Origin of the sequence: Mesorhizobium prunaredense (genome assembly GCF_900156895.1) — a bacterium.
GTDB classification, from domain to species: domain Bacteria; phylum Pseudomonadota; class Alphaproteobacteria; order Rhizobiales; family Rhizobiaceae; genus Mesorhizobium; species Mesorhizobium prunaredense.
Map to the genome: position 1 here is coordinate 54391 of NZ_FTPD01000034.1, position 23593 is coordinate 77983.

A 23593-nucleotide genomic window follows, 5' to 3' on the forward strand; every position below is an offset into this window, starting at 1 on the left:
TTGAGATTCAGGTCAGGCCGTGCCGAGAGTGGTGGCTTCCGAGAACCGGAGCGGAGCGTACTTAAGTACGTGAACCCGCGCATGACCCCGAAATCGAGATCGATTTCGGAAAGGTCATGCGCAAATCAAAGTTCTACAGCGTCCTTTGCGCGCCCAACGGGCGCGGCGCTGTAGGTAAGCGCAGGAAGCCGCCATTCGCAGGCCGGCCTCACCTGAACATCGACACGCCTAGAAATGGACCCAGTTCCGCAGGCTCGTCCAGGTCCTGCGGTCGAGGCGGTAGCGCTCGACCGGCACCTGGCCGGCAACGATCGAGTTCAGCATGCCCTGGCCGGCATACTGGAAGCCGCATTTGTGGATGACCCGGCGCGAGGCCGGATTGATCACCCGCGTCGAGGCATGCAGCACCTGGATCGCCGTCTTCTGGAAGGCGAGGTCGACCAGCGCATGCGCGGCCTCCGTCGCATAGCCGCGCTTCCAGTAGGGCTCGCCGATCCAGTAGCCGAGCTCCAGCCCGCGATCGGTGGTGTTGAGGCCGGCGCATCCGACGAAGGTTTCGGTGCCGGCCAAGGTCAAGGCATAGGCAATGCCGGCCCGGCGCGATGCCGTCATCGCAAGGAAGGCGCGTGCCTCGGCCTCGCCATAGGGGTGCGGCATGCGGGCCAGCATTTCGGCGACATGGCGATTTTCGGCGAGCACCACCAGTTGCTCGATATCGCTTTCGCGCGGCGCCCGCAGGACCAGCCGCTCGGTCACCAGGACCGGGCAATCTATCGCGTAACTTTCACCGTCTGTGTCATCCGCTTCGGCAACCATGTCAGTCCTCCAGGCAAGAAAAAGGGGAGATGGAAACCCATCTCCCCTGATCCATTTCCTGGCTTGGCCAGACACCGGTTCCCGAGATGGGTGCCGGTGTTCTCGTGCGGAACCGGCTACTCCGCGGCCTTGGTCATCGGGTTCACCGATACGTAGGTTCGGCCATTGGCTTTTTTGTTGAAGGTGACTGCGCCAGCTTCGAGCGCAAACAGCGTGTGATCCGTGCCAATGCCGACATTGGTGCCGGGATGCCACGTCGTGCCGCGCTGACGAATAATGATGTTGCCCGGAATCACGGCTTCGCCGCCGAATTTTTTCACGCCGAGCCGCTTGGAATGGGAGTCGCGACCATTGCGCGACGAACCGCCAGCTTTCTTGTGTGCCATCTAACTAACTCCGATGCGCCGCTAGGCGCTTAAAGGGTCTTATGAACGCGTTCGCGTTCCGTTTCAAGTCCGAACCGGCGACGATCGCGCCGGCCCGCTTTACTTCTTCGCCAAATCTTTGGCCTGCTCGCGCCAGTCCATGATCTGGTCGGCGCTGAACGGCATATGCTCGTCGATCTTGGCGATATCCTTGTCCGACAGCTTGGCGATCTGGGCGAAGGTCGTGATGCCCTGCTCGTTCAACTGGCCGGCCGCAACCGGGCCGATGCCCTTGATCACGGTCAGATCGTCCGGCTCGCCCTTCGGCGCCTTGAACAGCGGCGCGGCGGTTTCGGTTGCCTTGGCTTCCTTCTTCGGCGCAGCCTCTGGCTTGGCTTCGGGCTTCGGCGCGGCTTCAGCCTTCGCCTCGGCCTTTGCAGCAACTTCGGCCTTCGCCTCGCTCTTCGCTTCGGCCTTGGCCGCGGCCTTCTTCGCCGGCTTGGCACCACCCAGCAGGATCTCGGCGATCCGCACGGTGGTCAACAACTGGCGATGGCCGATCTTGCGGCGCGAATTCTGCCGGCGGCGCTTCTTGAAAGCGATGACGGTGCGGTTCTTGCCCTGTTCGACGACTTCGGCGGTGACCAAAGCGCCGTCGACGAACGGCGCGCCGAACGTCACATTCTCGCCCTCGCCATGCGCGAGCACGTGGCCGATCTCGACGATATCGCCGACCTGGCCTTCGACTTTTTCGATCTTCAGGAGATCGTTGGCGGCGACGCGATACTGCTTGCCGCCCGTTTTGATGACTGCGAACATTTTTTGCCTTTCGCTGTTCGGTCGGCCTTGACGAACCGCTTCAGGCGGTTCGGCCGTCTTTTTGTCAGTCTGCGGGTTCAAAAGACAAGCGGCGCGGAAGAACCCTCCACGCCGATTGCGCGCTGTCCCTAACCGAAGGTTCGGCGCGAGTCAAGGCAAACGGCCAGTAGCGAGCAGCCGAACGTTCAGGCCAAGCGCGAGGCAACACCGAGAGCCGGGGCGGCAAGCCTGACAAGAAGCCGGTTCGCCGGGCAGATTGGCCCTTGTAACCTGTCCGTCCAGCCGTTATCTAGTGCGCCGCGCCGGCAACGGCGGACCATGATCGCGGAGAGGTGGCAGAGTGGTCGAATGCACCGCACTCGAAATGCGGCATGGGTGCAAGCCCATCGGGGGTTCGAATCCCTCCCTCTCCGCCATACGACATTGTTTACATTGATAAAAATCAAAGAATAGGTTGCGTGCCCGCCATAAAGCCCGCCTACCGAAAACGGCGTATTCGCGGCACGTCAGCTTACGACACAAATATGCGGGGGTTCATGCTTCGACCTGGTAGATGGCAGAGATCAACTTCGGCCTCGCTAAGCGAAGTCGTGGGGTAGCGACAGCGGAATCAGGATACGCGACTAGCACCCCGTGCCGGGTCAACCTCGCCGTCGGGAAGTACCGATCGGTGCGGACCCAAGCGGATTCACGCTTGTCGGCGGCGGACGCCGGCGGTGGCGGTCAGCACCCGAGCAGGCTCCCCATTGTTGACGTCCGCTGCGCATCTGCGGCGACCGTCGCCATGTCCTCTGCTCCCGGGTTGACGGTGGTGTAGACGAGGAGCACTCTCGAGTGTCAGCAGATGTGGTCAGGTTGAGTGTCGGCGAGTAGCAGAGGTCCAGCAACAATGACTTTGAGGCGAACCAGAGCTTACGCCGCATCCGGCTTGGTTCTAGCGGTTTGCACTGTGTTTGCTTGGCAGAACGCCATTGCTGCTCACAATTGCCACGCAGCCGCGACGCCTGGCGTCAATTGGCACGAGTGTGACAAGAAGCTTCTCATCCTAGAAGGACAGGACCTGAGCGGGGCGAACCTGTTCGGTGTTGATTTCACTTCGACCGACCTCAGGAACAGCAATCTCCTTGCGGCAAATCTTGAGAAGGCAACGCTTGTGCGTGCTTCCCTGGCCGACTCGACCGCCAAAGGCGCCCGGTTCGACAGAATCGAGGCCTACAGGACCGACTTCAGCCGTATGGACGCGCAGGGCGCTGTGTTTGCGAGCGCGGAAATGCAGCGCTCGAATTTCCAGGACGCCAATCTGACCAACGTTGATTTCACAAAGGCAGAATTGGGGCGTGCGCAGTTCCATGACGCCGATATCAGCGGCAGCCGCTTCTCGTTTGCCAATCTCGCACGGGCGGACTTCCGAGGAGCGACGTTCACCGCGCCGATAGACTTTGACCGCGCCTTTTTCTTTCTGACCCGTATCGAGGGCGTCGACCTTTCCAATTCGGCGGGTCTGTCCCAGTGGCAGCTCAACATGGCTTGCGGAGACGCCCGGACCGAGTTGCCTTCTGGCTTGACGAGGCCTGAAGATTGGCCCTGTCAATTCCAGCAGGAATAGTTGTCGGCAAGCGAACTGCGGCAATGCTGCACCCGACAGGATTCGAACCTTTCGGCAAGCCGCCTAACCCGAATGCCCTGCCGTTGCCGAGCGGTTGGGTTTTGCGTCTCGACATGCATGAACTCGTGCTTTCCGCACCGTTCGCAGAGGTGGCTAGTCCACCTCCTGCTCAGAAGGAAGGATCATAGCATGAGTGACGAACTGATCCGCCTTCCGGATGCAATGGAGCCCGTCACGCGCCCCGGCATTATACACCATCGGTGCGAGCGTCCCGGCTGCGCCAAGAATGCGGGATGGGGCTTTGCCAAGCCGAGGCAGACGCCGCACTGGTTCTGTTTCGAGCACCGCGCCGGCGGCGAGCGATATCTGTGAGGAAACCTTAATGCCCAGACAGTTGGACCCCTCGCTGGAAGCGGATGTGCAGACTCAGCTTCGGCGCGAGATGGCACCGATCGATGAAGCCATAAACCGAATGAGAGGCTTCAGAAGATCATGCGCTCGCTCCGCCGCCTGGTCGCAGCGGACAACATGACGCAAAGGAAAATGCCAAGATCGAGGCACAGCTCGCGCTCGCACGCGCCATGATGCGCGCGGGAAAGGCGTTCTTTGTCCCTGCTGCAAGCGGCACAACAAATGCTGGTAACCGGGAACAACCACTCAACGACTCGCGTTTCTTGCGAAGGCCCGCTTCTTTTGCACGGGCAGCGGGTCCTCGAAGGCTCGCAAATGCCGCGCCGGCGTTTCAATCGTACCTACCTCAGCCCTCACGATTTGGCTATTTGTGAACGCGTGTTTGATCAGGTTTGCGCATATGAACACATCGACCCTTTTAGCCGGGATGCCGAAGTCTTAGCGGTCACGATTGTCGCAATCTTTCGAGCCGTTACTACCAATGAGCGCGAACTGCTGGAGGAAGTCAGATCTCGTCGTCGCTCAAAGAGCACAGACACGGCGCACTAGCTTTCGTCCCAGAAATCCTGCAGCGCTTGTCCGGGCGGAGGTTGGCATTGTTTAACGGTTGTCAGGTGCGCCAAGATGCAGGACGCGATGGCGGACGAGCAAAGGCGCGAGGCGCCGGTTATCCCTCCTGTATTTGTTGACTCTTAAAATTATGTAGAGCTAATATAGAAGGCGCTACTGTTTACCAGCAAGTCCCTCTAAGTTGATCTCTTCGACTTGTTCGTTTCAGATTTAATTGAACTCAGCGACCAGCAGAAACAAACGCCATAAGCTTATGAGGATATATGGGAGATGCAAGTCCTCTCCTTTACCGTGCTGAGCGCAGGATTGTTAAGGATGCTTCTGGTCGCTGACCAGCCTGTTCATGGCAATTATTATACGAACGATCTTTGCCCTTGTGAGATTCGCGGGAAGCTTCTTCTCGATGACCGAGTCGACGTAGTCGATGTCGCAATCGTCCTTGCGGTCGATATGTCCGGCTCCATCAACCAGATAGAGGCCACGCTACAACGCGAGAGCTATGCGGCTGCTTTGGAATCATCGACCGTGCTGAAGGTGATCAAAGAGGGTATGCACGGCAAGATCGCAGTCACTTTCGTCGAATGGTCGAGCCGCGGCTCCTTAAAAACGCGGCTGGATTGGACCATTCTCTCTAACGCGAATGATGCGTCGGTTATAGCGGAAGCAATCCGGAAAAAGTCACAAGGCCAATACCGTGATCCGCACAGCGCGAAAACATCGATCTCTTACGCCATTGACGTATCTGTTGATGCGTTTGATAAACTTCCTGTCCCGACGTTGCGCAGGGTCATCGATATCTCAGGCGACGGAACAAACAATGACGGATCTTCACTTGAGGAAAGCCGCCAGAGAGCGCTTCAGAAAGCCATCGTAATCAACGGTCTCCCGATAGGCGCGGAAGTGGAAAATGGCGAGACGACTGCGGAATATTATGAGCGGCACGTTATCGGGGGGGCCGGCTCGTTTATCATTCCAGCCGACAGCTCGGCTGAATTCCAATGGGCCATAATAAACAAGCTAATTCGAGAAGTAAGTTCCACCTCCGGCGAGACACGCTCTTAGAACGATCGCACCGTTGTGGCCGTCAATCCGGTGCTCTCATCCGGCCGATTTTCTGGCGGCGGGCCGGTTCTAAGCGATGAGGCCATGGGTGAAGAAGCGGTAGCCCCGCTGCGCATGGTGCATGAAGCTCAAGAGCCAGATGCCGTCGTCGAACTCAGTGATGCCGAGCCTTTGAAAGGCGAGCACGGTGGTGATCTTCTTCCCGTGCAGATGCGGCCGCAGGCAGTGATGAACCTGTTCACCTTCGGGACGAGCCTCCCGTTATCTGCGATTGGTGAATCCTCCTCATGACGACATGCGGATTTTGCCGCCTAATCGATCGCCGGCGTCGTCGCTATTCTATTTGGACATTCGCAACACTGCCGCGCATGCCGAGGAAATGAGCATGGCCCGGCAGGCCTGCGACAGTTCAGGACGATCAAAGGAGACAGGCATGAACAAGCCGATCGGAATCGACAATACGGCGGAACCGCAGTCCAGTGTCGACTTTGGCCGGCGCGATCTCCTGAAGCTGACCGGCGCCGGCGTTGCCGCGCTCGGTGCGGCGTCGCTGTTCAGCATCCCCTTCGCAAAGGCTCAAGACATGTCAAACGGTGCCAACAACTTCTACACCAGCGATCGGGTGACGCTGGAAAAGATTGCCTTCAAAAGCCAATACGAGATGAACGTTGCGGGCAATCTGTTCATTCCCAACGACCTCGACCGCAATGCGCGCCATCCGGCGCTCGTCGTGGGGCATCCGATGGGTGCGGTGAAGGAGCAGAGCGCAAATCTTTATGCCACCAAGATGGCCGAACAGGGCTTCGTCGCCATGTCCATCGACCTGCCGTTCTGGGGCGAAAGCGAGGGCGAGGCCCGCCAGATCGTTTCGCCGGATGTCTACGCCGAAGCATTCAGCGCCGCGGTCGATTTCCTGGGCACGCGGCCATTCGTCGACAGAAACCGCATCGGCGCGATCGGCGTCTGCGGCAGCGGCAGCTTCGTCATCAGCGCGGCCAAGATCGACCCGCGCATGCGCGCGGTTGCGACTGTCAGCATGTACGATATGGGGGCCGCCAACCGCAACGCGCTTAACCATTCGCTGAGCGTCGAGCAGCGCAAGCGTACCATTGCTGCAGCTGCCGAGCGGCGCTGGTCCGAGTTTGAAGGCGGCGACGTCGAATATACCAGCGGCACGGTGCATGAGCTGACCGCCGACACCCATCCGATCCAACGGGAATTCTATGACTTCTACCGCACGCCGCGGGGTGAATTCACGCCCGCAAGTGCAAACCCGCAGATCACCACGCATCCGACGCTGACCAGCAATGTCAAGTTCATGAATTTTTACCCGTTCAACGACATCGAGACGATCTCGCCGCGCCCGATGCTGTTCATCGCCGGCGATCAGGCTCACTCCCGCGAGTTCAGCGAGGATGCCTACAAGCGAGCGGCCGAGCCGAAGGAGCTTGTGTGGGTTTCCGGCGCCGGGCACGTCGACCTTTACGATCGCGTCGACCTGATCCCGTTCGACAAGCTGACCAGCTTCTTCAATCAGCACCTCTCCGCGTGAGCGGCGCGATGGAGCCTGTAGCGGACGGAACAGGCTCCATCAGCATAGATCGGAGATACGACGGCATGCTGAAACTATTGCTGAGCGCCGCTGTTATCGCACTCGGAACGGTTGGATCTGCCATGGCTCAAGAACGAATTCGCATTTCTTCGGATTGGGGCGAGGTCACAGCCGATCTCGCCGATAACGAGGCCGCAAGATCTCTGGCGCAGATGCTGCCGCTCACGATCGAGATGTCCGATCATCTGCGCCAGGAAAAGACCGGCAATCTGCCTTCCGCCTTGCCCGAGTTGGCGCGGCAGCGCGACTTTTCTGTCGGCACGCTTGGGTTGTGGAGTTCAGATCATTTCGTGATCTACTATCGGAGCGGTCGCCTCCCGGCGCCTGGCATCATCAGGCTCGGGCAGTTCACTGGCGATGTCTCGATCTTCGATCGTCCCGGTCCCGTCACCATCCGCGTTGAAGGCGCCGACTGAAACCTGTGCAATCCGCTCGTAGCTCGTCGCCGGGGGCGAGCAGCGGATTGAATAGCTGCCGCTCAATGAAGTCTCTGTGTTCGCCTTCGATTTATCCGGTATAATCGAACTCTGGCTATTACAAGGATTCATGAGTGGCGCGGCAGAATGTCAACGATCTGCTCGCGTTCCTGGCTGTTGCTCGGGAGCGTAGCTTTACGCGCGCCGCAGCCCGGTTCGGCATATCGCAATCGGCGCTAAGCCACACTATCCGTCAACTCGAAGCGCGGCTTGGCGTTCGCCTGCTCACACGCACGACGCGCGCGGTGGCTCCCACAGAGGCGGGAGAGAGGCTTTTGCAGCGGATTGGGCCGCACTTTGACCAGATCGAAATCGAGGTCGATGCCCTGAACGAACTGAGAGAAAAGCCCGCCGGAACCATCCGGCTGTCAGCGCCTGACTATGCAATCAGCAGCATCCTTTGGCCCAAGCTGAAACGCTTTCTCCCGAAATATCCCGACATCAAGGTCGAGCTCCTGCTCGACAACGGCCTCACCGACATCGTGACGGAGCGCTTTGACGCCGGGATTCGCATGGGCGAGCAGCTTGCGAAAGACATGATCTCCGCTCGCATCGGACCGGATTTCCGCTTCGCGGTCGTCGGCGAAGAATCCTACTTTGCCGAGCATCCCGCGCCGGAGAAGCCGCAGGACCTCGTGCAGCACAATTGCATCAACTACCGTTTTCCAACGTCCGGGGCTCTTTATGTGTGGGAGTTCGAGGAGAACGGCTGCGAGATCAAAATTCGCGTCGATGGGCAGCTCGTCTTCAACAACATATTTCATGTCCTGGACGCCGCGCTGGCCGGCCGCGGCCTCGGCTATGTTCCGGAAGAAATGGCCCTTCCTCACATCGCCAAAGGTCGGCTGGCGCGGGTCCTGGAAGGATGGTCGCCCTATTGGGATGGCTACCATCTCTATTATCCGAGCCGCCGGCAATCCTCGCCTGCTTTCGTTGCCCTGGTCGATGCGTTGCGCCATCGCGAGTAACTTTCGATGCCACTGAAAGCCACGCAACGAAGGGCGACGACAACCGCCCATACATCATGGCTCGCACGAGGACGTGAACGGCCGGGGCTGCAGCGTATCGGTCAGGGCTGCTGTATTGCCGCCAGCTTCCAGTCGCCACCGTTCTGGCGCGTGAAGGTCCACAGTTCGGTTGTTTCCGTCGGCCGATCGGCTTCGCCGGCGACGATCTTGCTGGTGGCGCGATCACGCATCACGTCGAAAGACTCGTAGCGCAAAGCAGCCGTCGCGTAGTCGCGATCGTCTTCCCGCCAGCTCTCCGCAATATCGGCCTCCAGCAGGCTGACGTTCGACACCTCGTTCCTGATGCCGTTTTTGGCATTGTCGGCAAGTTCTTCGGACAGGTACGACACCATCTCGGGGGTCGCCAGCCGGCGCAAGCCAGCATGGTCTTCACGCCCGAACGCTTCCTGAACTTCGGTCAACCGCTGCTGGAATGTATCGAGATCGGCCGGCGTCATCGTAATTTGATCGTTAGCTGGAGCCGTCCGGCCAAAGCCAGACCCGATGCCTGGAATGGGGAAAGATGTGACGTTGTCCGCCTCGCGCTGGGCTGCCGCGTTTCGCCCAAAATTGCCCATGCCCCGCGGAACACCGGCCATGGCAGGCGCTTGGTTGCGTGCCGATTGCGACCGGAAAAAGCGGATGATCAGCATGATCGCGCCGCCGATCAGCAATCCTTGCAGCAGCAGGCCCAACATGCCAGCCAGGCCGCCGAACCCCTGGCCCAAAAGAAGTCCGATCAGACCGCCGAGCAGCAGGCCGCGCATCATCGAACCGCCGAGGCCGCTGAAGATCCCTGGTCGTTGGGCTGCCGGTGTCTGGCGGGCCGCATTGTTCGTTGCGGTGTTGGGCGTCATCGAGCGCTCGACCGGCGCGGCCGGCTGTGGCGCCGTCCTGGTCGGCGGGACCGACTGGAACGTGCGCGTGCCGCGGCTGCCGAAGCTGCCGCCACGCCGCGCCTCGGCGTAATCAGCCGTGATCATGGAAAAAGCCAGGAACAGTCCGGCAAACAAAACGGCAAACCGGCTCGAACGCGAAATCATCATGGCAAATCCTCAAGCGACACTCTGGCGCTATATGGGATGCGCCAATCGAAATATCAGTGGCGGCAGCTTCCGTACCTGGCAAAATGAGGAGAATTCCAGGGCCGCCACAAATTCAGGCAAAGCAGCCGACCGTGATCCTTCTGCCACCTTGTGCGTTGTCGCCTGAGGCACACCGAGGAGAAAAACGGTGTTTGCAGGTTTCAGGGCCACCAGCTTGCAACTGGACGACACGACCATTTTCGCAAGGGTCGGCGGAACCGGTCCGCCGCTGCTGCTTCTTCATGGTTTTCCCGAAACGCATCTGATGTGGAGGGATATCGCCGTGGCCTTGGCGCCCCGCTTTACGGTGATCGCCGCCGATCTTCGAGGCTATGGGCAAAGCGGCTGCCCGGTCTCCTCTGCCGATCATAGCCCATACGCCAAACGCGCCATGGCCGGCGACATGGTTCAAGTCATGCAGCAGCTGGGGTTTGAGCAGTTCATGATTGCCGGACATGATCGCGGCGGGCGGGTCGCCTATCGCCTGGCGCTCAATCACCCCGATGAGATATCCAAGGTCGCGGTCCTCGACGTCATCCCCACCGCCGCCGCGTGGGACAGGGCGGACGCCAGACTGGCTCTCGGCTTCTGGCCCTGGGGCCTTCTTGCGCAGCCGGAACCGCTGCCGGAGCGACTGATAGGCGCGGCGCCCGATGCCATCGTCGACAATGCGATTGTGCAGTGGGGATCGCCGGCAGAAATGTTCTCTGCAGAGGTCAGGGAGGCCTATGTCAAGGCGCTTCGCGATCCCGTTCATATTCATGCGATTTGCGAAGAGTATCGGGCCGCTGCCACGATCGATCGTGAACATGACGCGCTGGACCTGGCAAACGGTCGTCGCATCAAGTGTCCGCTGCTGGCATTGTGGAGTAGCCAAGGCGGCCTCGAAACCTGGTATGCGGAGGAAGGCGGCCCGCTGGCTATCTGGGGGCAATGGGCCGACAGAGTTGAAGGAGGTCCCGTTCCGGGCGGGCACTTCTTTCCAGAAGAGCACCCTCACCAGACCGCAGCGGCTCTCTCGAAATTCTTCTTGGATAATAGGGGGAATGACGCGTAGAGCAGAGTGTTGTAGAGGTTCACATGCCTCATTCGCCCGTCCGGGCTCAAATCTGCTTGATAAAATGAAAGCCATCTCTACAGCCACGGCCCTGATATGCAGCCTCGTGTCTGTCGGAGGTTGCGCATCGCCCTTCCATGCATCCTTTGATGCCGAGAAATACGACAGGATGAGTTGCGTCGAACTCAATGTGACCATGGGCGAAGTCGCCAAGGAGCTGTCGGCGACAGCGATCACCCGGGGCAAAGTCGCGAAAACCAACATTCCGAACTGGCTATGGGGAGCCCGGCGTGTCGCCACTACAGTGACTGCCCGCCAGAGCGCGAGAATCGAGCAATTGCAGCAGCAGCAGGCCGCGATCGCAGCGGTGAGACGAAGCAGGTGCTGATTGCGGCGCCTGCTGCCGAAGACCGAGCTTTGTCGAAGCGATCCCGCGAGTCTGAGACCTCCTGCACAGGTATTTGCCGTTCATGCGGATGAACTGTTGAAAGGCAGCCGGTCTGTCGTAAATTTGCCAAGCACGAACGACATCGAGGATGGTCATGAAGAAAGAAGAGCTGGAATCCGTCCTTGGCCGTGGCAGGCCCGGCTTCGATCTGGGTCCAATAGAAGATCAACTGCATAACCTGGCAAACGAACGGCAATTTCCGGACGTCGCAATCGCTCACTGCATCGCAAGGATTGAAGAATCCGCTCCCGCGCTGCGGGCGGTCCTCACAAGAGCGGCCGAAGGAGAGGATCTGTCGCGGGATGATGAGATGCGGCTCTTGCGAGGCATTTACATTCTGGGCGGCGCTCGCGACACTAGAACGTTCGGGCCCTTGTTGCGCCTGCTGCGCCGGCCGGGACGCGAGCTCGATGACCTGCTCGGCGACATGGTGACCGAGAGCATGGCGCGTATCGTCGCCGGCGTATTTGATGGCGACGCCGACGCTTTGTTCAGCTTGATCAGCGACCGCTCTGTCGATGAATACGTCCGCGATGCAGTTTTGGGCGCAGCGACCTTCCTGACCTGGGAAGGCCGCATCGAGCGTGACCGAATGCGAGATTTTCTCGAGCGATTCCACACCGAGAGGCTGGCCGATGACGACGATATCGCCTGGATCGCCTGGCTGGAGGCAATCGCCCGGCTTGGCTTGCGCGATCTGGCGTCGCTTGTTTACAGCGCATGGGACGACGGCCGCATCCCCGAAGGGGTAATCGACCGCAGTGATTTCGAAGACCTGGTCGCCGAGCAAAGCCCGAACGACATCGATCGATTCGAGCGCGCCGGTCTCGGCTATATCGACGATGTGCTTGAAGCCTTGGAATGGACCAGCCACCTTGAGTATTTTGGCAAGGAAGATTTGCAATCGCCCTTGCCGGAACAAACTTGGCTCGACGAGCTGTCGAGCCTGACAGCGCCGGTCACCAATCCTTGGCGCCATGTAGGACGGAATGATCCGTGTCCCTGTGGAAGCGGCAAGAAAGCGAAGAAATGCTGTCTCGCAAACTGACCTGCTGCAGCACCGCGGATTTGATCTTTGGCTGTCTCAGGCCGATCCACGGGATTGGTGCGCAGCGATTGCGCCGAGGAAGATCTCGCCGAATTCCCTGAGTTTTGCGGCACCGACGCCGTTGACTGCGGCGAAAGCGTCGAGGTCGCGCGGGCAGCGTTCGGCCATGTCGATCAGCGTGCGATCCGAGAAGATGACGAAGGCCGGCACCTGGCGCTCCCGGGCGAGACGCAGCCGAACCGCCTTGAGTGTGGCCAAAAGCGCGGTATCCAGGACTTCCGGGCCCGCGGCAACGCCCGCGGCAGCATCGGGACGTGTCTTGCCGCGCGATGCGCGGTGCCGCATCTCTATGCGATACCGGAACGGGACCTCGCCACGGGCCAGCTCACGGCCCTTTTCGGCGATGGCAAGGCCGCCATGGCCGCCTGAGTCCAAAGTCAGAAACCCTCCCGCGACGAGTTGGCGGATGAGCGACTGCCAGACATCCTTCTTGTGCGCCACACCGGTCCCGAAGCTGGCAAGCCGGTGGTGGCTCCTGGCCAGAACCTTCTCGGTTTCATGGCCGAGCAGAACATCGACGACATGGGCGGCGCCAAAACGCTCGCCGGTCTGCGCGATGGCCGCGAAGACGATCCGCGCCTCCGCGTCGCCATCCGCACGCGGCGTCTGGTCAAGGCAGTTGTCGCAATTGCCGCAAGGCATTGCTGTCTCGCCGAAATAGCCAAGCAGGATCTGGCGACGGCACTGGGCCGTTTCGCAATAGCCGATCAGCGTATCGAGCCGGCCATGCGCGCGCCTTTTATGCTCCGCCGGCGCGTCCTCGTCGTCGATGAAAAGCCGCCGCATGCGGATGTCGCCGAGACCGAAGAGCATATGTGCCTCGGCAGCCCGCCCGTCGCGGCCGGCGCGGCCGATTTCCTGATAGTAGGCTTCGAGGCTGCCGGGCAGGTCGGTATGGAAGACATAGGCGACGTCAGGCTTGTCGATCCCCATGCCGAAGGCGATGGTTGCCACCATCACGACACCGGACAAGGTCATGAATGCGTTTTGATTCGCTTCACGCGCATCCTTGCTCATGCCGGCATGATAGGCTAGGGCGCGCACGCCGTTCTTCTCGAGGAACGCCGCCATCTCTTCCGTCTTCTTGCGCGACAGGCAATAGACGATGCCGCTGCGGCCGGCATGACGCTGCACGAAGCCCAGCAATTGGCGCTTGCTGTCCTGCTTGGCTTCGACGCCAAGCTTGATGTTCGGCCGGTCGAAGCCCAGCACCAGGGTTTCGACGCGCCCGGCGAACAGCTGTCCGGCGATGTCGGTGCGCGTCGCCTCGTCCGCTGTCGCCGTCAGCGCAATGATCGGCACATCAGGGAAAATGTCGCGCAGCCGCGACAACTCTTCATATTCGCGCCGGAACGCCGGACCCCATTGGGAGATGCAATGCGCCTCGTCGACAGCGATCAGCCGGATGTCGAGCCTGGCCAGCGCCTCGAGCATCCGCGCCGTCATCAGCCGCTCCGGCGCAAGATAGAGCAGGCGCGTCTGGCCCGCCGCAACGCGGCGCCAGGCGGCGACATTGGCATCGCGGTCGAGCGAGGAATTGATCGTATCGGCGGCCACGCCGGCAAGACGCAATGCGGCGACCTGGTCCTGCATCAGCGCCACCAGCGGCGAAACGACAATGGTGAGACCACCCAGGACCAGCGCCGGGACCTGGTAGCAGAGGGATTTGCCGGCGCCGGTTGGCATGATGGCCAGCACATGACGCCCGGCCAGCAGCGCCTTCGTCACGGTGTCCTGGCCGGGACGAAAATCGTCGAAGCCGAACACGTCCTTCAGGACGCGCCGCTTGGGGTCCTCCGCCGGGACGCTCGCCGCCGCTGCCTGCATCAGGGAATTTCTATCCACGACGCTGCCCAAACAGGCAGTGGGTGAACGGCCCGGGGCAGCGGCGACGTGACCTGCCAAAGCTCCTTGGCGAATCGTCGGGTGACCGCCCGGACAGCCGATTCGAACATTCGAACGCTCCTCAAGTCCTGTCTCCGTCGGCACCGTCTGAAAAGGTATCCCCTCATTGGCGGATATGTGAGCGTGATTCCAGCCTCTATTCACTTTGGCTGTGAATATCGCGCAACGGCTCGGGTCGATTAATCCTATCTTCACCATGATTCGGCAGGTTCAGGTCCTGCGGTGATGTTTTGAGTACCGCGGCGCCACAAGCGCCCAGGCAACACGCCCGCGTCTCTCCGGAGGCGCGGGCTTTTTGCTTCCGAGATAGGCTGCCGCTGCGCGGTGACCTGCGGGCGTACTCGTACTGTCAGTCGATAAAATCGGCGCGGTGCGGAGTAAAACTGTCGACGAGGCGGCCGGCCTCGAGCGCCTTGACGCCATGGACCGAATTGGAAGGGACAACGAAGCTGCTTCCCGTTTCCAGGATCTCGGTCGTGCCGTCGATGGTGACCTCGAAGCGGCCTTCGGCGACATAGCTCGCCTGGACGTGCGGGTGCGAATGCAGCGCACCGACACCGCCCTTGTCGAACCCGAACTCGACCATCATCAATTCGTCCGTGTGCAGCAGCACACGCCTGCGGTTGCCATCCCGAGTCGGCGTCCACGCGCCCTCGCCGGCATGCGCAAATATCTTCGTTCCGGTCATCACCACATCCTCGTCATGCATGCTTCTCATCGCGCCAGCCAGCCGCCGTCCACCGGCACCACCGCGCCATGCATGTAGTTTGACGCCGGCGCCAGCAGGAAGACGGCCGCGTCGCCGATGTCTTCCGGCCCGCCCCAGCGCCCGGCCGGAATGCGCGCCAGAATGGCCGCGCTGCGGTCAGGATCGGCACGCAGCGCCTCGGTGTTGTTGGTTTCGATGTAACCGGGCGCAATGCTGTTGACATTGATGCCTTTCGACGCCCATTCGCAGGCGAGCAACCGGGTGATGCCGAGCACGCCGTGTTTCGAGGCGGTGTAGGAGGCGACGCGGATGCCGCCCTGGAAGCTCAGCACCGAGGCGATGTTGACGATTTTGCCGCGCCGTTCCGGATCAGCAAGCACGCGCCGGGCAAAGCTCTGGCTGAGAAAAAACACCGTCTTCAGATTGACGTCTATGACATCGTCCCAATCGGCCTGTGTAAAATCGACGGCGTCGGCGCGCCGGATGATCCCGGCATTGTTGACCAGCCCGTCGAGCGGCCCGGTTTCGTCCCAGACGCGATCGAGCATCGCCTGGGCGGCGGCGTGGTCGGCAAGATCGCAGCGCACCGCCTCGAAGCCGCCGCCCGCAGCAGCGATCTTTTGCGCGGTCTCATCCATTGCAGAGCGGCCGACGCCGACCACCGCACCACCGGCGCGCGCGATCGACAGGGCGATGCCTTGGCCAATGCCGGTGTTGGCGCCGGTGACGAGAATGCGCTTGCCAGCCAGGCTGAAAGCCGAGAGGTCGTTCATCGCAGCTCTTCCATCGCTACCGGGTCGACATCGGTATAGTCGACATTGTCGCCGGCCATCGCCCAGATGAAGGCGTAGTTGGAGGTGCCGGCGCCCGAATGGATCGACCAACCCGGCGACAGCACCGCTTCCTCGTTGCGCATGACGAGATGTCGTGTCTCGTCCGGCTCGCCCATAAAATGAAACACACGCGCCGTCTCCGGCAGGTCGAAATAGAGATAAGCCTCCATGCGCCGGTCATGCACATGGCACGGCATGGTGTTCCAGACCGAACCTGGGGCGAGTTGTGTCATGCCGACGACGAGTTGGCAGGTCTTCACACCCTCGGCATGGATAAACTGGAAGATCGAGCGCTCGTTGCAGGTCGCCTGACTGCCGAGGTCGAGGCGCTTGGCATCGCCGATGCGGATCAGCTGGCTGGGATGGCTCTGATGCGCCGGCGCGCTGAGCAGATAGAACTTGGCCGGCTCGGCTGGATTGACTGAGGCGAATGACACCTCATTGGCGCCCATGCCGAGATACAACATGTCGCGGGGCTGCAGCTCGTAGGACTGGCCGCCGGCTTTCACGATCCCGGCGCCGCCGATGTTGACCGCGATCATTTCGCGGCGATCGAGAAAGTTCTTTGTTCCGGTCGGCTTGATCGCCTGCAGCGAAAGCGGTGTCCCGGCAGGCATGGCGCCGCCGAGGATCATCCGGTCGTAATGCGTATAGGTCAGGCCGATGCGGCCCAACTGGAACAGGCCTTCGATCAGAAAATTGTGGCGGAGCTCGTCCGTCCCCATCGCCGCGGCGGTGACAGGGTCGATGGCGAAGCGCGAGGTGAAGTCGGTGTGATTGTCACTGTGATTCATTGCTGTCCCATTGGGCTGCCTCATTGGTCATTCGGTTGCCGCGGCCTTGACCGAACCGGCATAAAAAATCTGACGTGCATGCAGGCGCTCGCGATAGCGCTGCTGGCTGGCGCTGAGATGCGCGCGCATCGCTTCGCGCGCGGCCTCGGCATCGCCTGATGTAATGGCGTTCAGGATCACCAGATGCTCGTCTTGCAGGCCGCGCTGATAGGCGTCGGATTGGGCGAGTTCGGTCGACCATGGCGATGTCACGTCGCAAGGAATGGCGCGGCGGCCGAGCACGTCGAGCATCTCGACATAAAACGGATTGTTGGTGGCGCTGGCGATCGCCCGGTGGAAGGCAAGGTCGGCCGGACCTGTCGGCTCGCTGTTCAACAGCAGCCGCTCGAACTCGAAGAACGCCTCCTGGATCGCTGCTTCCTGCGCGGCATTGCGACGGATAGCCGCCAGCCCGGCGGATTCGATCTCGATCGCCAACCTGACTTCGAGCACGTTGAGCGCGATCGAATCCTTGCTGCCGATGTCCGCGGCCAGCGTCCCGAACATCGTCGAGATATGCTCGGTGACGAAGACCCCGGCGCCCTGGCGCGGCTCGACCAGACCGTCGGCGGCAAGCTTGGCCAGCGCCTCGCGGATGACGGTGCGGCTGACCCCGAAGGTCTCGGTAAGTTGGCCCTCGGTCGGCAACTTTTGACCCGGCGGGATCTCGCCCGCCTGCAACTGCTTGCGGATCGCCGCGACTACGGTCTCCGACAGCTTGGGCTTGCGTTCGACCTTCAGGCTGATTGCCATATCCGATGCCATTGCCAACCCCTATTTGAAGACGCTCGGCAACCATAGCGAGATGGCCGGAATGTACGTGACGAGCCCCAGCACCAGGAGGCCTGCCCCATAGAACGGCCAGATCGAGCGCATCGCTTCCCAGACGGATATCTTGCCCACTGCACACGCCACGAACTGCACCGCGCCGACCGGCGGCGTGTTCAGCCCGATGCCGAAATTGAGGATCATGATGACGCCGAAATGCACCGGATCGACGCCGTAGGCCTGCGCCACGGGCAGGAAGATCGGCGTGCAGATGATGATCGTCGGCCCCATGTCCATGAAGGTGCCGAGGAACAGCATCAAGAGGTTGAGCAGGAGCAGCACGACCAGCGGATCCTCCGAGATCGCGTTCATCGAGGCTATCAGCGCTGCCGGCACTTTCAGGAAGGCCATCAACCACGAGAACGCCGCTGCCATGCCGATGATGAGCAGCACCATGGCCGTGGTGCGCACGGCGCCATGGGTGGCATGAACGAAACCTTCCCAGGTCATCTGCCGGTAGACCAGGACAGTCACGAGCAACGCATAGATGACGGCGATGCAGGAACTCTCGGTGGCCGTGAAAACGCCCGATCGCACGCCGCCGAAGATGATCGCAATCAGCAGCAGGCCTGGCACCGCGACCGCGAAGAGATGCGCGACGGCGGCGAAGCCAGGAAACGGCTCGGTCGGATAGCCGCGCGAGCGCGCCACGAAGTAGGCGGTGATCATCAGCGCCAGGGCCAACAGCAGGCCCGGGATGATGCCGGCGGTGAACAGGTCGGCGATGGAGATCTTTCCGCCTGCCGAGATCGAGTAGATGATCATGTTGTGCGACGGCGGCAGCAGCAGCGCGATCAGCGCCGCCATCGAGGTGACGTTGACGGCGTAATCCGCTCCATAGCCGCGCGCCTTCATCTGCGGGATCATCAAGCCGCCGACCGCCGCTGCCTCCGCCACCGCGGAGCCGGAAATGCCGCCAAACAACGTAGCGGTGGCGATGTTGACCTGCCCGAGGCCGCCGCGCATGTGGCCGACGAGCGAGCCGGCGAAGGCAACGATCTTGTTGGCGATGCCGCCGCGCACCATCAGGTCGCCGGCATAGATGAAAAACGGAATGGCCAGCAGCGAAAAGACGCTCATGCCGGAATTCAGGCGTTGGAACACGATGAGCGGCGGCAGGCCCATGTATAGGACGGTGGCAAAGCTTGCGACGCCAAGGCAGAAAGCGATTGGCGTGCCGATGAGCATCAGGACGGTGAAGACGCCAAAGAGTATCCAGAGTTCCATGGCGTCAGACCTTCACGTTGGCTGTGTCGAGTTCGGCTGCGACTTCCGCCGGCGGCAGTTCATCGAGCGCATCGTCGATCGGCGCACCGGAAAGGCGCAGCACGATGCGTTCCAGCGTGAACAGCACGATGAGCGCGCCTCCCGCGACAAGCGGGACGTAATCCCAGCCCCCCGATATGCCAAGCGACGGCAAGGTAGCGCCCCAGGTCAGTGCGACCAGCTGGCTGCCATACCAGATCATGCCGATGCCGAAGGCGAGCGCGACGAGATCCGAGATCATCCTCAGCCAACGCTTGCCGCCTTTCGGCAGCACGTAGAGCAGGACGTCGAACCCGAGGTGATAGTTCTCGCGCACCCCGACGGCAGCGCCGAGGAAAATGAACCAGCTCATCAGCATCACCGAGCCCTGCTCGGTCCAGCTCGGCGAGCGGTTGAGAACATAGCGGCCGAACACCTGCCAGGCGACGAAAGCGGTCATCAGCACCAGCCCGATGCCGGCGATCCACAGCGCCGCCGTGCTGACGCGCGACATCACGCGCGCGATGCCGGACAGGGACGGTCTCTGTTCTGAGCTGGATGTCACTGGTTCTCTCCGCAAGAGGGTGGCGGCGCGGAATGCCCGCGCCGCCGCTTGATCACTGCACGGCCCTAATGGCTGCGACCATCGCCTTCAGCTTGTCGTCCTTGACGTGCTTTTCGTAAACCGGTCCCATCGCGTCGATGAAGGCCTGCTTGTCCGGCGTCGTGATCTGCGAACCGGCCGCCTCGACCTTGGCACGCGATTCCTTGACCTTGGCGGCCCACAGCTCACGCTGCTTGGCGACGCTTTCCTTGGCGGCCGCCTTGAAGATCGCCTGGTCTTCCGGCGTCAGCTTGTCCCAGCTCGACTTCGCCATGACAAAAGCTTCCGGCACCATCGTGTGCTCGTCGAGCGAATAGAACTTGGCGACTTCCGCATGCTTGGCGGTGTCGTAGCTCGGAAAATTGTTCTCCGCGCCGTCGATGACCCCGGTTTCGATCGCCGAATACACCTCGCCATATGGCATCGGCGTCGCGTTGGCGCCGAGTGCGGCCACCATGTCGACGAAGATGTCGGACTGGATGACGCGGAACTTCATGCCGGCCATATCGGCTACAGAGTTGATCGGCTTCTTCGAATTGTAGAAGGAGCGCGCGCCGCCGTCATAAAAGGCGAGCAGCGCCAGCCCGACCTGTTCGAACGCCGCCGCGATCTGGTCGCCGACCGGTCCGTCCATGACCTTGTGCATATGGTCTTCCGAGCGGAAGATGTAGGGCAGCGAGGGCACGGTGGTTTCGGGGATGAGTCCGTTGAACGGCGCCATCGAGACGCGGTTGAGGTCGATCACGCCCGAGCGCACCTGCTCGATCGTGTCCTTTTCCTCGCCAAGCTGCGCGGAATGATAGACATCGACCGAATAGCGGCCGGCCGTGCGCTCCTTCACAAGCTCGCCAAAATATTTGACCGCCTCGACCGTCGGATAGCCGTCCGGGTGCGTGTCGGACGAGCGCAGGACCGTCTGGGCGCTTGCCGTTCCGGCCATCAGTGCGGCGGCCAGTAGCGTAGCTCCCGCCAGTCTAGAAAAATGCAGCATTGGTTCCTCCCGTTTGAACGATGGCGGCAAGCGCCGTTAGAGCCGGTACGCCTTTTTCGCGAGCGTATAGGCAAGTTCCTGCGCCAGCTCGTGCGCCTCGTCCTCGCGGAGCCGGTGCTCGGCGACGAGACGCGCAAGAAACGCGCAATCGACCCGACGCGCCACATCATGGCGAGCCGGGATGGATGGAAAGGCGCGGGTGTCGTCGTTGAAGCCGACGGTGTTGTAGAAGCCGGCAGTCTCGGTGGTCATCTCGCGGAACCGGCGCATGCCCTCCGGGCTGTCGTGGAACCACCAGGCCGGCCCGAGTTTCAGCGCCGGATAGACGCCGGCGAGCGGCGCCAGTTCGCGCGCATAGCTGGTCTCATCGAGCGTGAAGAGGATGATTGTGACGTCGCGCTCCAGCCCGACGCAATCGAGCAGCGGCTTCAGCGCCGTCACATAGTCGGTTCTGGTCGGGATATCGAAACCCTTGTCCCTGCCGAATTTGTGGAAGACGGCAGGCGAATGATTGCGCCAGGAGCCGGGATGGATCTGCAGGACGAGCCCGTCGTCGCGGCTCATCTTGGCCATCTCGGTCAGCATCTGGGCGCGAAACAGTTTTCGCTCACGCTCGTCGTCCGAGCCCCGGCGGATGCGGTTGAACAGTTCCTGTGCGGCGGCATCCGACAGATTGGCGGTCTCCGCCGTCGGATGGCCGTGATCCGACGCGGTCGCGCCAAAACTTTTGAAGAAGGCCCTTCTCTGGCGATGCGCATCGAGATAGCCGGCCCAGTTGCCGGTATCGCAGCCGGTGATGTCGCCGAGCCGATCGAGATTGGCAGAAAAGCCTTCGAAATCGGGATCGACGACGGCATCCGGCCGGTAGGCGGTGATGACGCGGCCCTCCCAGCCGCTGTCGCGGATCATCTGGTGCCATCCGAGATCGTCGAGCGCGCCTTCGGTCGTCGCGATGACCTCGATGTTGAAGCGCTCGAACAGCACTCGCGGGCGAAAATTCTCCCACTGCAGCAAGGTCGCGATCGTGTCGTAATGGCGGTCGGCGGTTACGGCCGTCAGCTGCTCTTCGATGCCGAACAGATGGGCAAGCACATGGTCGAACCACTGCCGCGTCGGCGTGCCGCGGAACAGATAATAGTGCTCGGCGAAGCGCCGCCAGATCGTCCTGCCGTCGGTCTCCACCGGTGAGCCGTCGAGCGTTGGCACGCCGAGATCCTCGAGCCGGACGCCCTGGCTGAACAGCATGCGGAAGATGTAATGGTCAGGCACAACAAGCAATTGCGCTGGATCGGAAAACGCCTCGTTGAGGGCATACCAGCGCGGATCGGTGTGACCGTGCGGGCTGACGATCGGCAGATGCTTGACAGCGGCGTAAAGATCGCGGGCGAGCGACAGCGGACGCGGCTCCGAGGGAAACAGAAGATCCGGATCGGTCAATGCGGCCACGTCGTTCCTCCCAACCCGGCCATCGGTATGATCGGAAAGAAATAATGTCAACATACAAAAAATGGATTGTTGTATGATGACTTTAAGGCGGCGTCAGCCCATTGTGCGGGAAGGAAACGGATGTTACGCCGCATGCCGGCCACGCCCGGCACGAGCTCGATCAGACCCATCGCACGATGACAGACAGACGCCTTTCCAACAGCACGCGGCAGGCATTGCCGGCCTCCGTCACGGTGCCCGGATACGACCGCAACCGTGTCGTGCCCGGCATCGTCCATCTCGGCGTCGGCGCATTCCACCGCGCCCATCAGGCAGCCTATGTTGACGACTGCCTGGCGGCGGGAGAGACGGATTGGGGCATCGTCGGCGTCTCGCTGCGCAGCGCCGACACGCGCAATGCGCTGGCGCCGCAGGACGGGCTCTACACGCTGGCGGTCAGGAGCAGCGACAGCGAAAGCCTGCGCGTCGTCGGCTCGATCCTGTCGATGCTGGTGGCCCCGGAAAATCCCGGCGTGGTGCTGGCCGCGCTGACCGATCCGCGCACCTCCATCGTCACGCTGACGATCACCGAAAAAGCCTATCTCAGGGCGGCGGGTGGCGGACTGGACACAGTCCATCCCGACATCGCCCACGATTTGGCCAACCCGCAAATGCCGCGAACGGCGCATGGTTTTCTGGCCGAATCGCTTGCGCGCCGCCGCGTCGCCGGTATCCAGCCATTCACCGTGCTATGCTGCGACAATCTCCCTGCCAATGGCGCCACGCTGCGCCGGCTGCTGGTCGAGTTCGCCGCCTTGCGCGGCACCGATCTCGCCCGCCACATCGCCGACGAGGTGGCATTCCCGTCGAGCATGGTCGATCGCATCGTGCCGGCGACCACCGATGCCGACCGGGCACGGATATCAGGCCAGCTCGGCGTCGACGACGCCTGGCCTGTCATGACTGAGCCGTTCTGCCAATGGGTGGTCGAAGACGATTTCCCAGCGGGCAGGCCTGCCTGGGAAAGGTTCGGGGTCACCATGGTCGGTGACGTCGGGCCGTTCGAGGACATGAAGTTGCGCCTGCTCAACGGCTCGCATTCGGCGATCGCCTATCTCGGCCTGCTCAACGGCTTTGAGACGGTCGACCGCGCCTTCGCCGATCCGGCCATCCGGCAATTCGTTGACGGATTGTGGGCCGAGGCGATCACAACACTGCCGAAAGACGCCGGGCTCGACACGACCGACTACACGGCCCAGCTCGCCAAGCGTTATTCGAACACCGCGCTTGCCCATCGGACGGCGCAGATCGCCAATGATGGCAGCCAGAAACTGCCGCAGCGCATCATTGCCTCGGCAATGGAGCGGATGAGCGGCGGTGCCCCGCCCGCCTATTTGATGCTGGTGGTGGCCGCCTGGATCGCCGCCTGCGAGACGCGCGGCAAATCCTTGCCGGAAAGCCACTTCACCGACCCGCTCGACTTGGCGCTGAGCGCACTCGACATTCGGCATCTATCGGCTAGCGAAGCGGTGGTGGCAGTGTTCGACCTGGCCGGCTTCGCCAAGGGCGGTGCTGAGCGCCTGACGCTGATCGACCTCGCGGCCGCCCATCTCGAACGCCTGCGCCAAGGCGGTGTGGCTGCTGCTTTCACAGCGCTGGGCATTGCGAGCGAATGACTGTTGGGCGGACCTGAACTGATCCGGATCAGGGCGTGCGATGCAGAACTTTGACGTCGGCGGGACAGCGCCCCCCTCTGTCCTGCCGGACATCTCCCCCAC

General features: G+C 61.7%; 26 protein-coding genes and 1 tRNA gene. 14 read left to right on the forward strand and 13 right to left on the reverse strand.

What is annotated here, in order from left to right:
* Nucleotides 1-228: 228 nt before the first annotated feature.
* The 3 genes from BQ8794_RS21815 to BQ8794_RS21825 all read right to left on the reverse strand — a co-directional run bounded on the left by BQ8794_RS21815 (nt 229) and on the right by BQ8794_RS21825 (nt 2000).
* Nucleotides 229-816 (reverse strand): GNAT family N-acetyltransferase, encoded by a 588-nt coding sequence (locus tag BQ8794_RS21815; RefSeq protein WP_077380738.1) that lies wholly within the window; start codon nt 814-816, stop codon nt 229-231.
* 116 nt (nt 817-932) lie between these two features.
* Entirely contained in the window at nt 933-1202 is a 270-nt protein-coding gene (rpmA, locus tag BQ8794_RS21820) for a 50S ribosomal protein L27 (RefSeq protein WP_023678077.1), read from the reverse strand.
* Between the two features lie 99 nt (nt 1203-1301).
* Nucleotides 1302-2000 (reverse strand): 50S ribosomal protein L21, encoded by a 699-nt coding sequence (locus BQ8794_RS21825; RefSeq protein ID WP_077380994.1) that lies wholly within the window; start codon nt 1998-2000, stop codon nt 1302-1304.
* A 326-nt stretch (nt 2001-2326) separates the two neighbouring features.
* On the opposite strand from BQ8794_RS21825, the gene BQ8794_RS21830 reads away from it, so the two are divergent.
* The 9 genes from BQ8794_RS21830 (at nt 2327) to BQ8794_RS21860 (ending at nt 8705) form a co-directional block, all read left to right on the forward strand.
* Nucleotides 2327-2416, forward strand: a tRNA-Ser gene (locus BQ8794_RS21830).
* A gap of 473 nt (nt 2417-2889) precedes the next feature.
* A complete protein-coding gene (locus BQ8794_RS21835) occupies nt 2890-3606 on the forward strand; it encodes a pentapeptide repeat-containing protein (protein WP_077380739.1) in 717 nt (238 codons plus the stop codon).
* 189 nt (nt 3607-3795) lie between these two features.
* Nucleotides 3796-3978: a hypothetical protein gene (locus BQ8794_RS21840; protein WP_143744648.1), complete on the forward strand. Its 183-nt coding sequence runs from the start codon at nt 3796-3798 to the stop codon at nt 3976-3978.
* Between the two features lie 234 nt (nt 3979-4212).
* Nucleotides 4213-4566, forward strand: coding sequence for a hypothetical protein (locus BQ8794_RS34980; protein WP_143744649.1), 354 nt, complete (start codon nt 4213-4215; stop codon nt 4564-4566).
* A gap of 291 nt (nt 4567-4857) precedes the next feature.
* Complete coding sequence (locus tag BQ8794_RS21845) at nt 4858-5649, forward strand: DUF1194 domain-containing protein (protein ID WP_077380741.1); 792 nt, start codon at nt 4858-4860, stop codon at nt 5647-5649.
* Nucleotides 5650-5733: 84 nt separating this feature from the next.
* Nucleotides 5734-5940, forward strand: coding sequence for a hypothetical protein (locus tag BQ8794_RS35945; protein ID WP_174654502.1), 207 nt, complete (start codon nt 5734-5736; stop codon nt 5938-5940).
* Between the two features lie 142 nt (nt 5941-6082).
* Nucleotides 6083-7201 carry an alpha/beta hydrolase gene (locus BQ8794_RS21850; protein ID WP_077380995.1) on the forward strand — a complete coding sequence of 373 codons (1119 nt, stop codon included), beginning with the start codon at nt 6083-6085 and terminating at the stop codon, nt 7199-7201.
* 122 nt (nt 7202-7323) lie between these two features.
* Nucleotides 7324-7677 carry a cyclophilin-like fold protein gene (locus tag BQ8794_RS21855; RefSeq protein ID WP_244555060.1) on the forward strand — a complete coding sequence of 118 codons (354 nt, stop codon included), beginning with the start codon at nt 7324-7326 and terminating at the stop codon, nt 7675-7677.
* Between the two features lie 134 nt (nt 7678-7811).
* Entirely contained in the window at nt 7812-8705 is an 894-nt protein-coding gene (locus BQ8794_RS21860; protein WP_077380743.1) for a LysR family transcriptional regulator, read from the forward strand.
* 101 nt (nt 8706-8806) lie between these two features.
* Here the strand turns inward: BQ8794_RS21860 and BQ8794_RS21865 are convergent, their stop codons facing one another.
* Nucleotides 8807-9787: a TIM44-like domain-containing protein gene (locus BQ8794_RS21865; protein ID WP_077380996.1), complete on the reverse strand. Its 981-nt coding sequence runs from the start codon at nt 9785-9787 to the stop codon at nt 8807-8809.
* Here BQ8794_RS21865 and BQ8794_RS35715 point away from each other — a divergent pair.
* The 4 genes from BQ8794_RS35715 (at nt 9720) to BQ8794_RS36655 (ending at nt 12382) form a co-directional block, all read left to right on the forward strand.
* Entirely contained in the window at nt 9720-9956 is a 237-nt protein-coding gene (locus BQ8794_RS35715; RefSeq protein WP_167378804.1) for a hypothetical protein, read from the forward strand. The genes BQ8794_RS21865 and BQ8794_RS35715 overlap by 68 nt on opposite strands.
* Nucleotides 9957-9977: 21 nt before the next feature.
* Nucleotides 9978-10886, forward strand: a complete 909-nt coding sequence (locus BQ8794_RS21870) for an alpha/beta fold hydrolase (protein ID WP_077380744.1) — start codon at nt 9978-9980, stop codon at nt 10884-10886.
* 169 nt (nt 10887-11055) lie between these two features.
* Complete coding sequence (locus tag BQ8794_RS21875; RefSeq protein WP_244555061.1) at nt 11056-11274, forward strand: hypothetical protein; 219 nt, start codon at nt 11056-11058, stop codon at nt 11272-11274.
* A 154-nt stretch (nt 11275-11428) separates the two neighbouring features.
* Nucleotides 11429-12382: a DUF1186 domain-containing protein gene (locus BQ8794_RS36655; protein ID WP_167378806.1), complete on the forward strand. Its 954-nt coding sequence runs from the start codon at nt 11429-11431 to the stop codon at nt 12380-12382.
* Nucleotides 12383-12418: 36 nt separating this feature from the next.
* On the opposite strand, the gene recQ is transcribed toward BQ8794_RS36655, so the two are convergent.
* From recQ to uxaC, 9 genes are all read right to left on the reverse strand, one after another.
* Nucleotides 12419-14269, reverse strand: coding sequence for a DNA helicase RecQ (gene recQ, locus BQ8794_RS21885; protein WP_077380746.1), 1851 nt, complete (start codon nt 14267-14269; stop codon nt 12419-12421).
* Nucleotides 14270-14696: 427 nt separating this feature from the next.
* The gene (locus BQ8794_RS21890) at nt 14697-15035 is read right to left on the reverse strand and encodes a cupin domain-containing protein (protein WP_077380997.1); all 339 of its coding nucleotides are present in this window, start codon (nt 15033-15035) and stop codon (nt 14697-14699) included.
* Between the two features lie 26 nt (nt 15036-15061).
* Nucleotides 15062-15829, reverse strand: coding sequence for a 2-dehydro-3-deoxy-D-gluconate 5-dehydrogenase KduD (kduD, locus tag BQ8794_RS21895; protein WP_077380747.1), 768 nt, complete (start codon nt 15827-15829; stop codon nt 15062-15064).
* The gene (gene kduI, locus BQ8794_RS21900; protein ID WP_077380748.1) at nt 15826-16683 is read right to left on the reverse strand and encodes a 5-dehydro-4-deoxy-D-glucuronate isomerase; all 858 of its coding nucleotides are present in this window, start codon (nt 16681-16683) and stop codon (nt 15826-15828) included. Before kduI ends, kduD begins: the two co-directional genes overlap by 4 nt.
* A gap of 27 nt (nt 16684-16710) precedes the next feature.
* Nucleotides 16711-17487, reverse strand: a complete 777-nt coding sequence (locus BQ8794_RS21905) for a FadR/GntR family transcriptional regulator (RefSeq protein ID WP_077380749.1) — start codon at nt 17485-17487, stop codon at nt 16711-16713.
* A 9-nt stretch (nt 17488-17496) separates the two neighbouring features.
* Nucleotides 17497-18777 (reverse strand): TRAP transporter large permease, encoded by a 1281-nt coding sequence (locus tag BQ8794_RS21910; protein ID WP_077380750.1) that lies wholly within the window; start codon nt 18775-18777, stop codon nt 17497-17499.
* A 4-nt stretch (nt 18778-18781) separates the two neighbouring features.
* Nucleotides 18782-19309 (reverse strand): TRAP transporter small permease, encoded by a 528-nt coding sequence (locus BQ8794_RS21915; protein ID WP_091600171.1) that lies wholly within the window; start codon nt 19307-19309, stop codon nt 18782-18784.
* 103 nt (nt 19310-19412) lie between these two features.
* The gene (locus BQ8794_RS21920) at nt 19413-20390 is read right to left on the reverse strand and encodes a TRAP transporter substrate-binding protein (RefSeq protein WP_077380752.1); all 978 of its coding nucleotides are present in this window, start codon (nt 20388-20390) and stop codon (nt 19413-19415) included.
* Nucleotides 20391-20426: 36 nt separating this feature from the next.
* Nucleotides 20427-21836 (reverse strand): glucuronate isomerase, encoded by a 1410-nt coding sequence (gene uxaC / locus BQ8794_RS21925; RefSeq protein WP_077380998.1) that lies wholly within the window; start codon nt 21834-21836, stop codon nt 20427-20429.
* A 176-nt stretch (nt 21837-22012) separates the two neighbouring features.
* On the opposite strand from uxaC, the gene BQ8794_RS21930 reads away from it, so the two are divergent.
* Nucleotides 22013-23491 (forward strand): mannitol dehydrogenase family protein, encoded by a 1479-nt coding sequence (locus BQ8794_RS21930; protein ID WP_077380999.1) that lies wholly within the window; start codon nt 22013-22015, stop codon nt 23489-23491.
* Nucleotides 23492-23593 lie beyond the last annotated feature (102 nt).

Coding starts and splice junctions, on each gene's coding strand:
- BQ8794_RS21865 (WP_077380996.1), bottom strand. CDS start 9,787: ATGATTTCGCGTTCGAGCCGGTTTGCCGTTTTGTTTGCCGGACTGTTC.
- BQ8794_RS35945 (WP_174654502.1), top strand. CDS start 5,734: ATGGGTGAAGAAGCGGTAGCCCCGCTGCGCATGGTGCATGAAGCTCAA.
- rpmA (WP_023678077.1), bottom strand. CDS start 1,202: ATGGCACACAAGAAAGCTGGCGGTTCGTCGCGCAATGGTCGCGACTCC.
- BQ8794_RS36655 (WP_167378806.1), top strand. CDS start 11,429: ATGAAGAAAGAAGAGCTGGAATCCGTCCTTGGCCGTGGCAGGCCCGGC.
- BQ8794_RS21825 (WP_077380994.1), bottom strand. CDS start 2,000: ATGTTCGCAGTCATCAAAACGGGCGGCAAGCAGTATCGCGTCGCCGCC.
- BQ8794_RS21875 (WP_244555061.1), top strand. CDS start 11,056: ATGAGTTGCGTCGAACTCAATGTGACCATGGGCGAAGTCGCCAAGGAG.
- recQ (WP_077380746.1), bottom strand. CDS start 14,269: ATGCAGGCAGCGGCGGCGAGCGTCCCGGCGGAGGACCCCAAGCGGCGC.
- BQ8794_RS21835 (WP_077380739.1), top strand. CDS start 2,890: ATGACTTTGAGGCGAACCAGAGCTTACGCCGCATCCGGCTTGGTTCTA.
- BQ8794_RS21920 (WP_077380752.1), bottom strand. CDS start 20,390: ATGCTGCATTTTTCTAGACTGGCGGGAGCTACGCTACTGGCCGCCGCA.
- BQ8794_RS21930 (WP_077380999.1), top strand. CDS start 22,013: ATGACAGACAGACGCCTTTCCAACAGCACGCGGCAGGCATTGCCGGCC.
- kduD (WP_077380747.1), bottom strand. CDS start 15,829: ATGAACGACCTCTCGGCTTTCAGCCTGGCTGGCAAGCGCATTCTCGTC.
- BQ8794_RS21815 (WP_077380738.1), bottom strand. CDS start 816: ATGGTTGCCGAAGCGGATGACACAGACGGTGAAAGTTACGCGATAGAT.
- BQ8794_RS21855 (WP_244555060.1), top strand. CDS start 7,324: ATGGCTCAAGAACGAATTCGCATTTCTTCGGATTGGGGCGAGGTCACA.
- BQ8794_RS21840 (WP_143744648.1), top strand. CDS start 3,796: ATGAGTGACGAACTGATCCGCCTTCCGGATGCAATGGAGCCCGTCACG.
- BQ8794_RS21915 (WP_091600171.1), bottom strand. CDS start 19,309: ATGTCGCGCGTCAGCACGGCGGCGCTGTGGATCGCCGGCATCGGGCTG.
- BQ8794_RS21905 (WP_077380749.1), bottom strand. CDS start 17,487: ATGGCATCGGATATGGCAATCAGCCTGAAGGTCGAACGCAAGCCCAAG.
- BQ8794_RS21890 (WP_077380997.1), bottom strand. CDS start 15,035: ATGACCGGAACGAAGATATTTGCGCATGCCGGCGAGGGCGCGTGGACG.
- BQ8794_RS21845 (WP_077380741.1), top strand. CDS start 4,858: ATGCAAGTCCTCTCCTTTACCGTGCTGAGCGCAGGATTGTTAAGGATG.
- BQ8794_RS21850 (WP_077380995.1), top strand. CDS start 6,083: ATGAACAAGCCGATCGGAATCGACAATACGGCGGAACCGCAGTCCAGT.
- kduI (WP_077380748.1), bottom strand. CDS start 16,683: ATGAATCACAGTGACAATCACACCGACTTCACCTCGCGCTTCGCCATC.
- BQ8794_RS21910 (WP_077380750.1), bottom strand. CDS start 18,777: ATGGAACTCTGGATACTCTTTGGCGTCTTCACCGTCCTGATGCTCATC.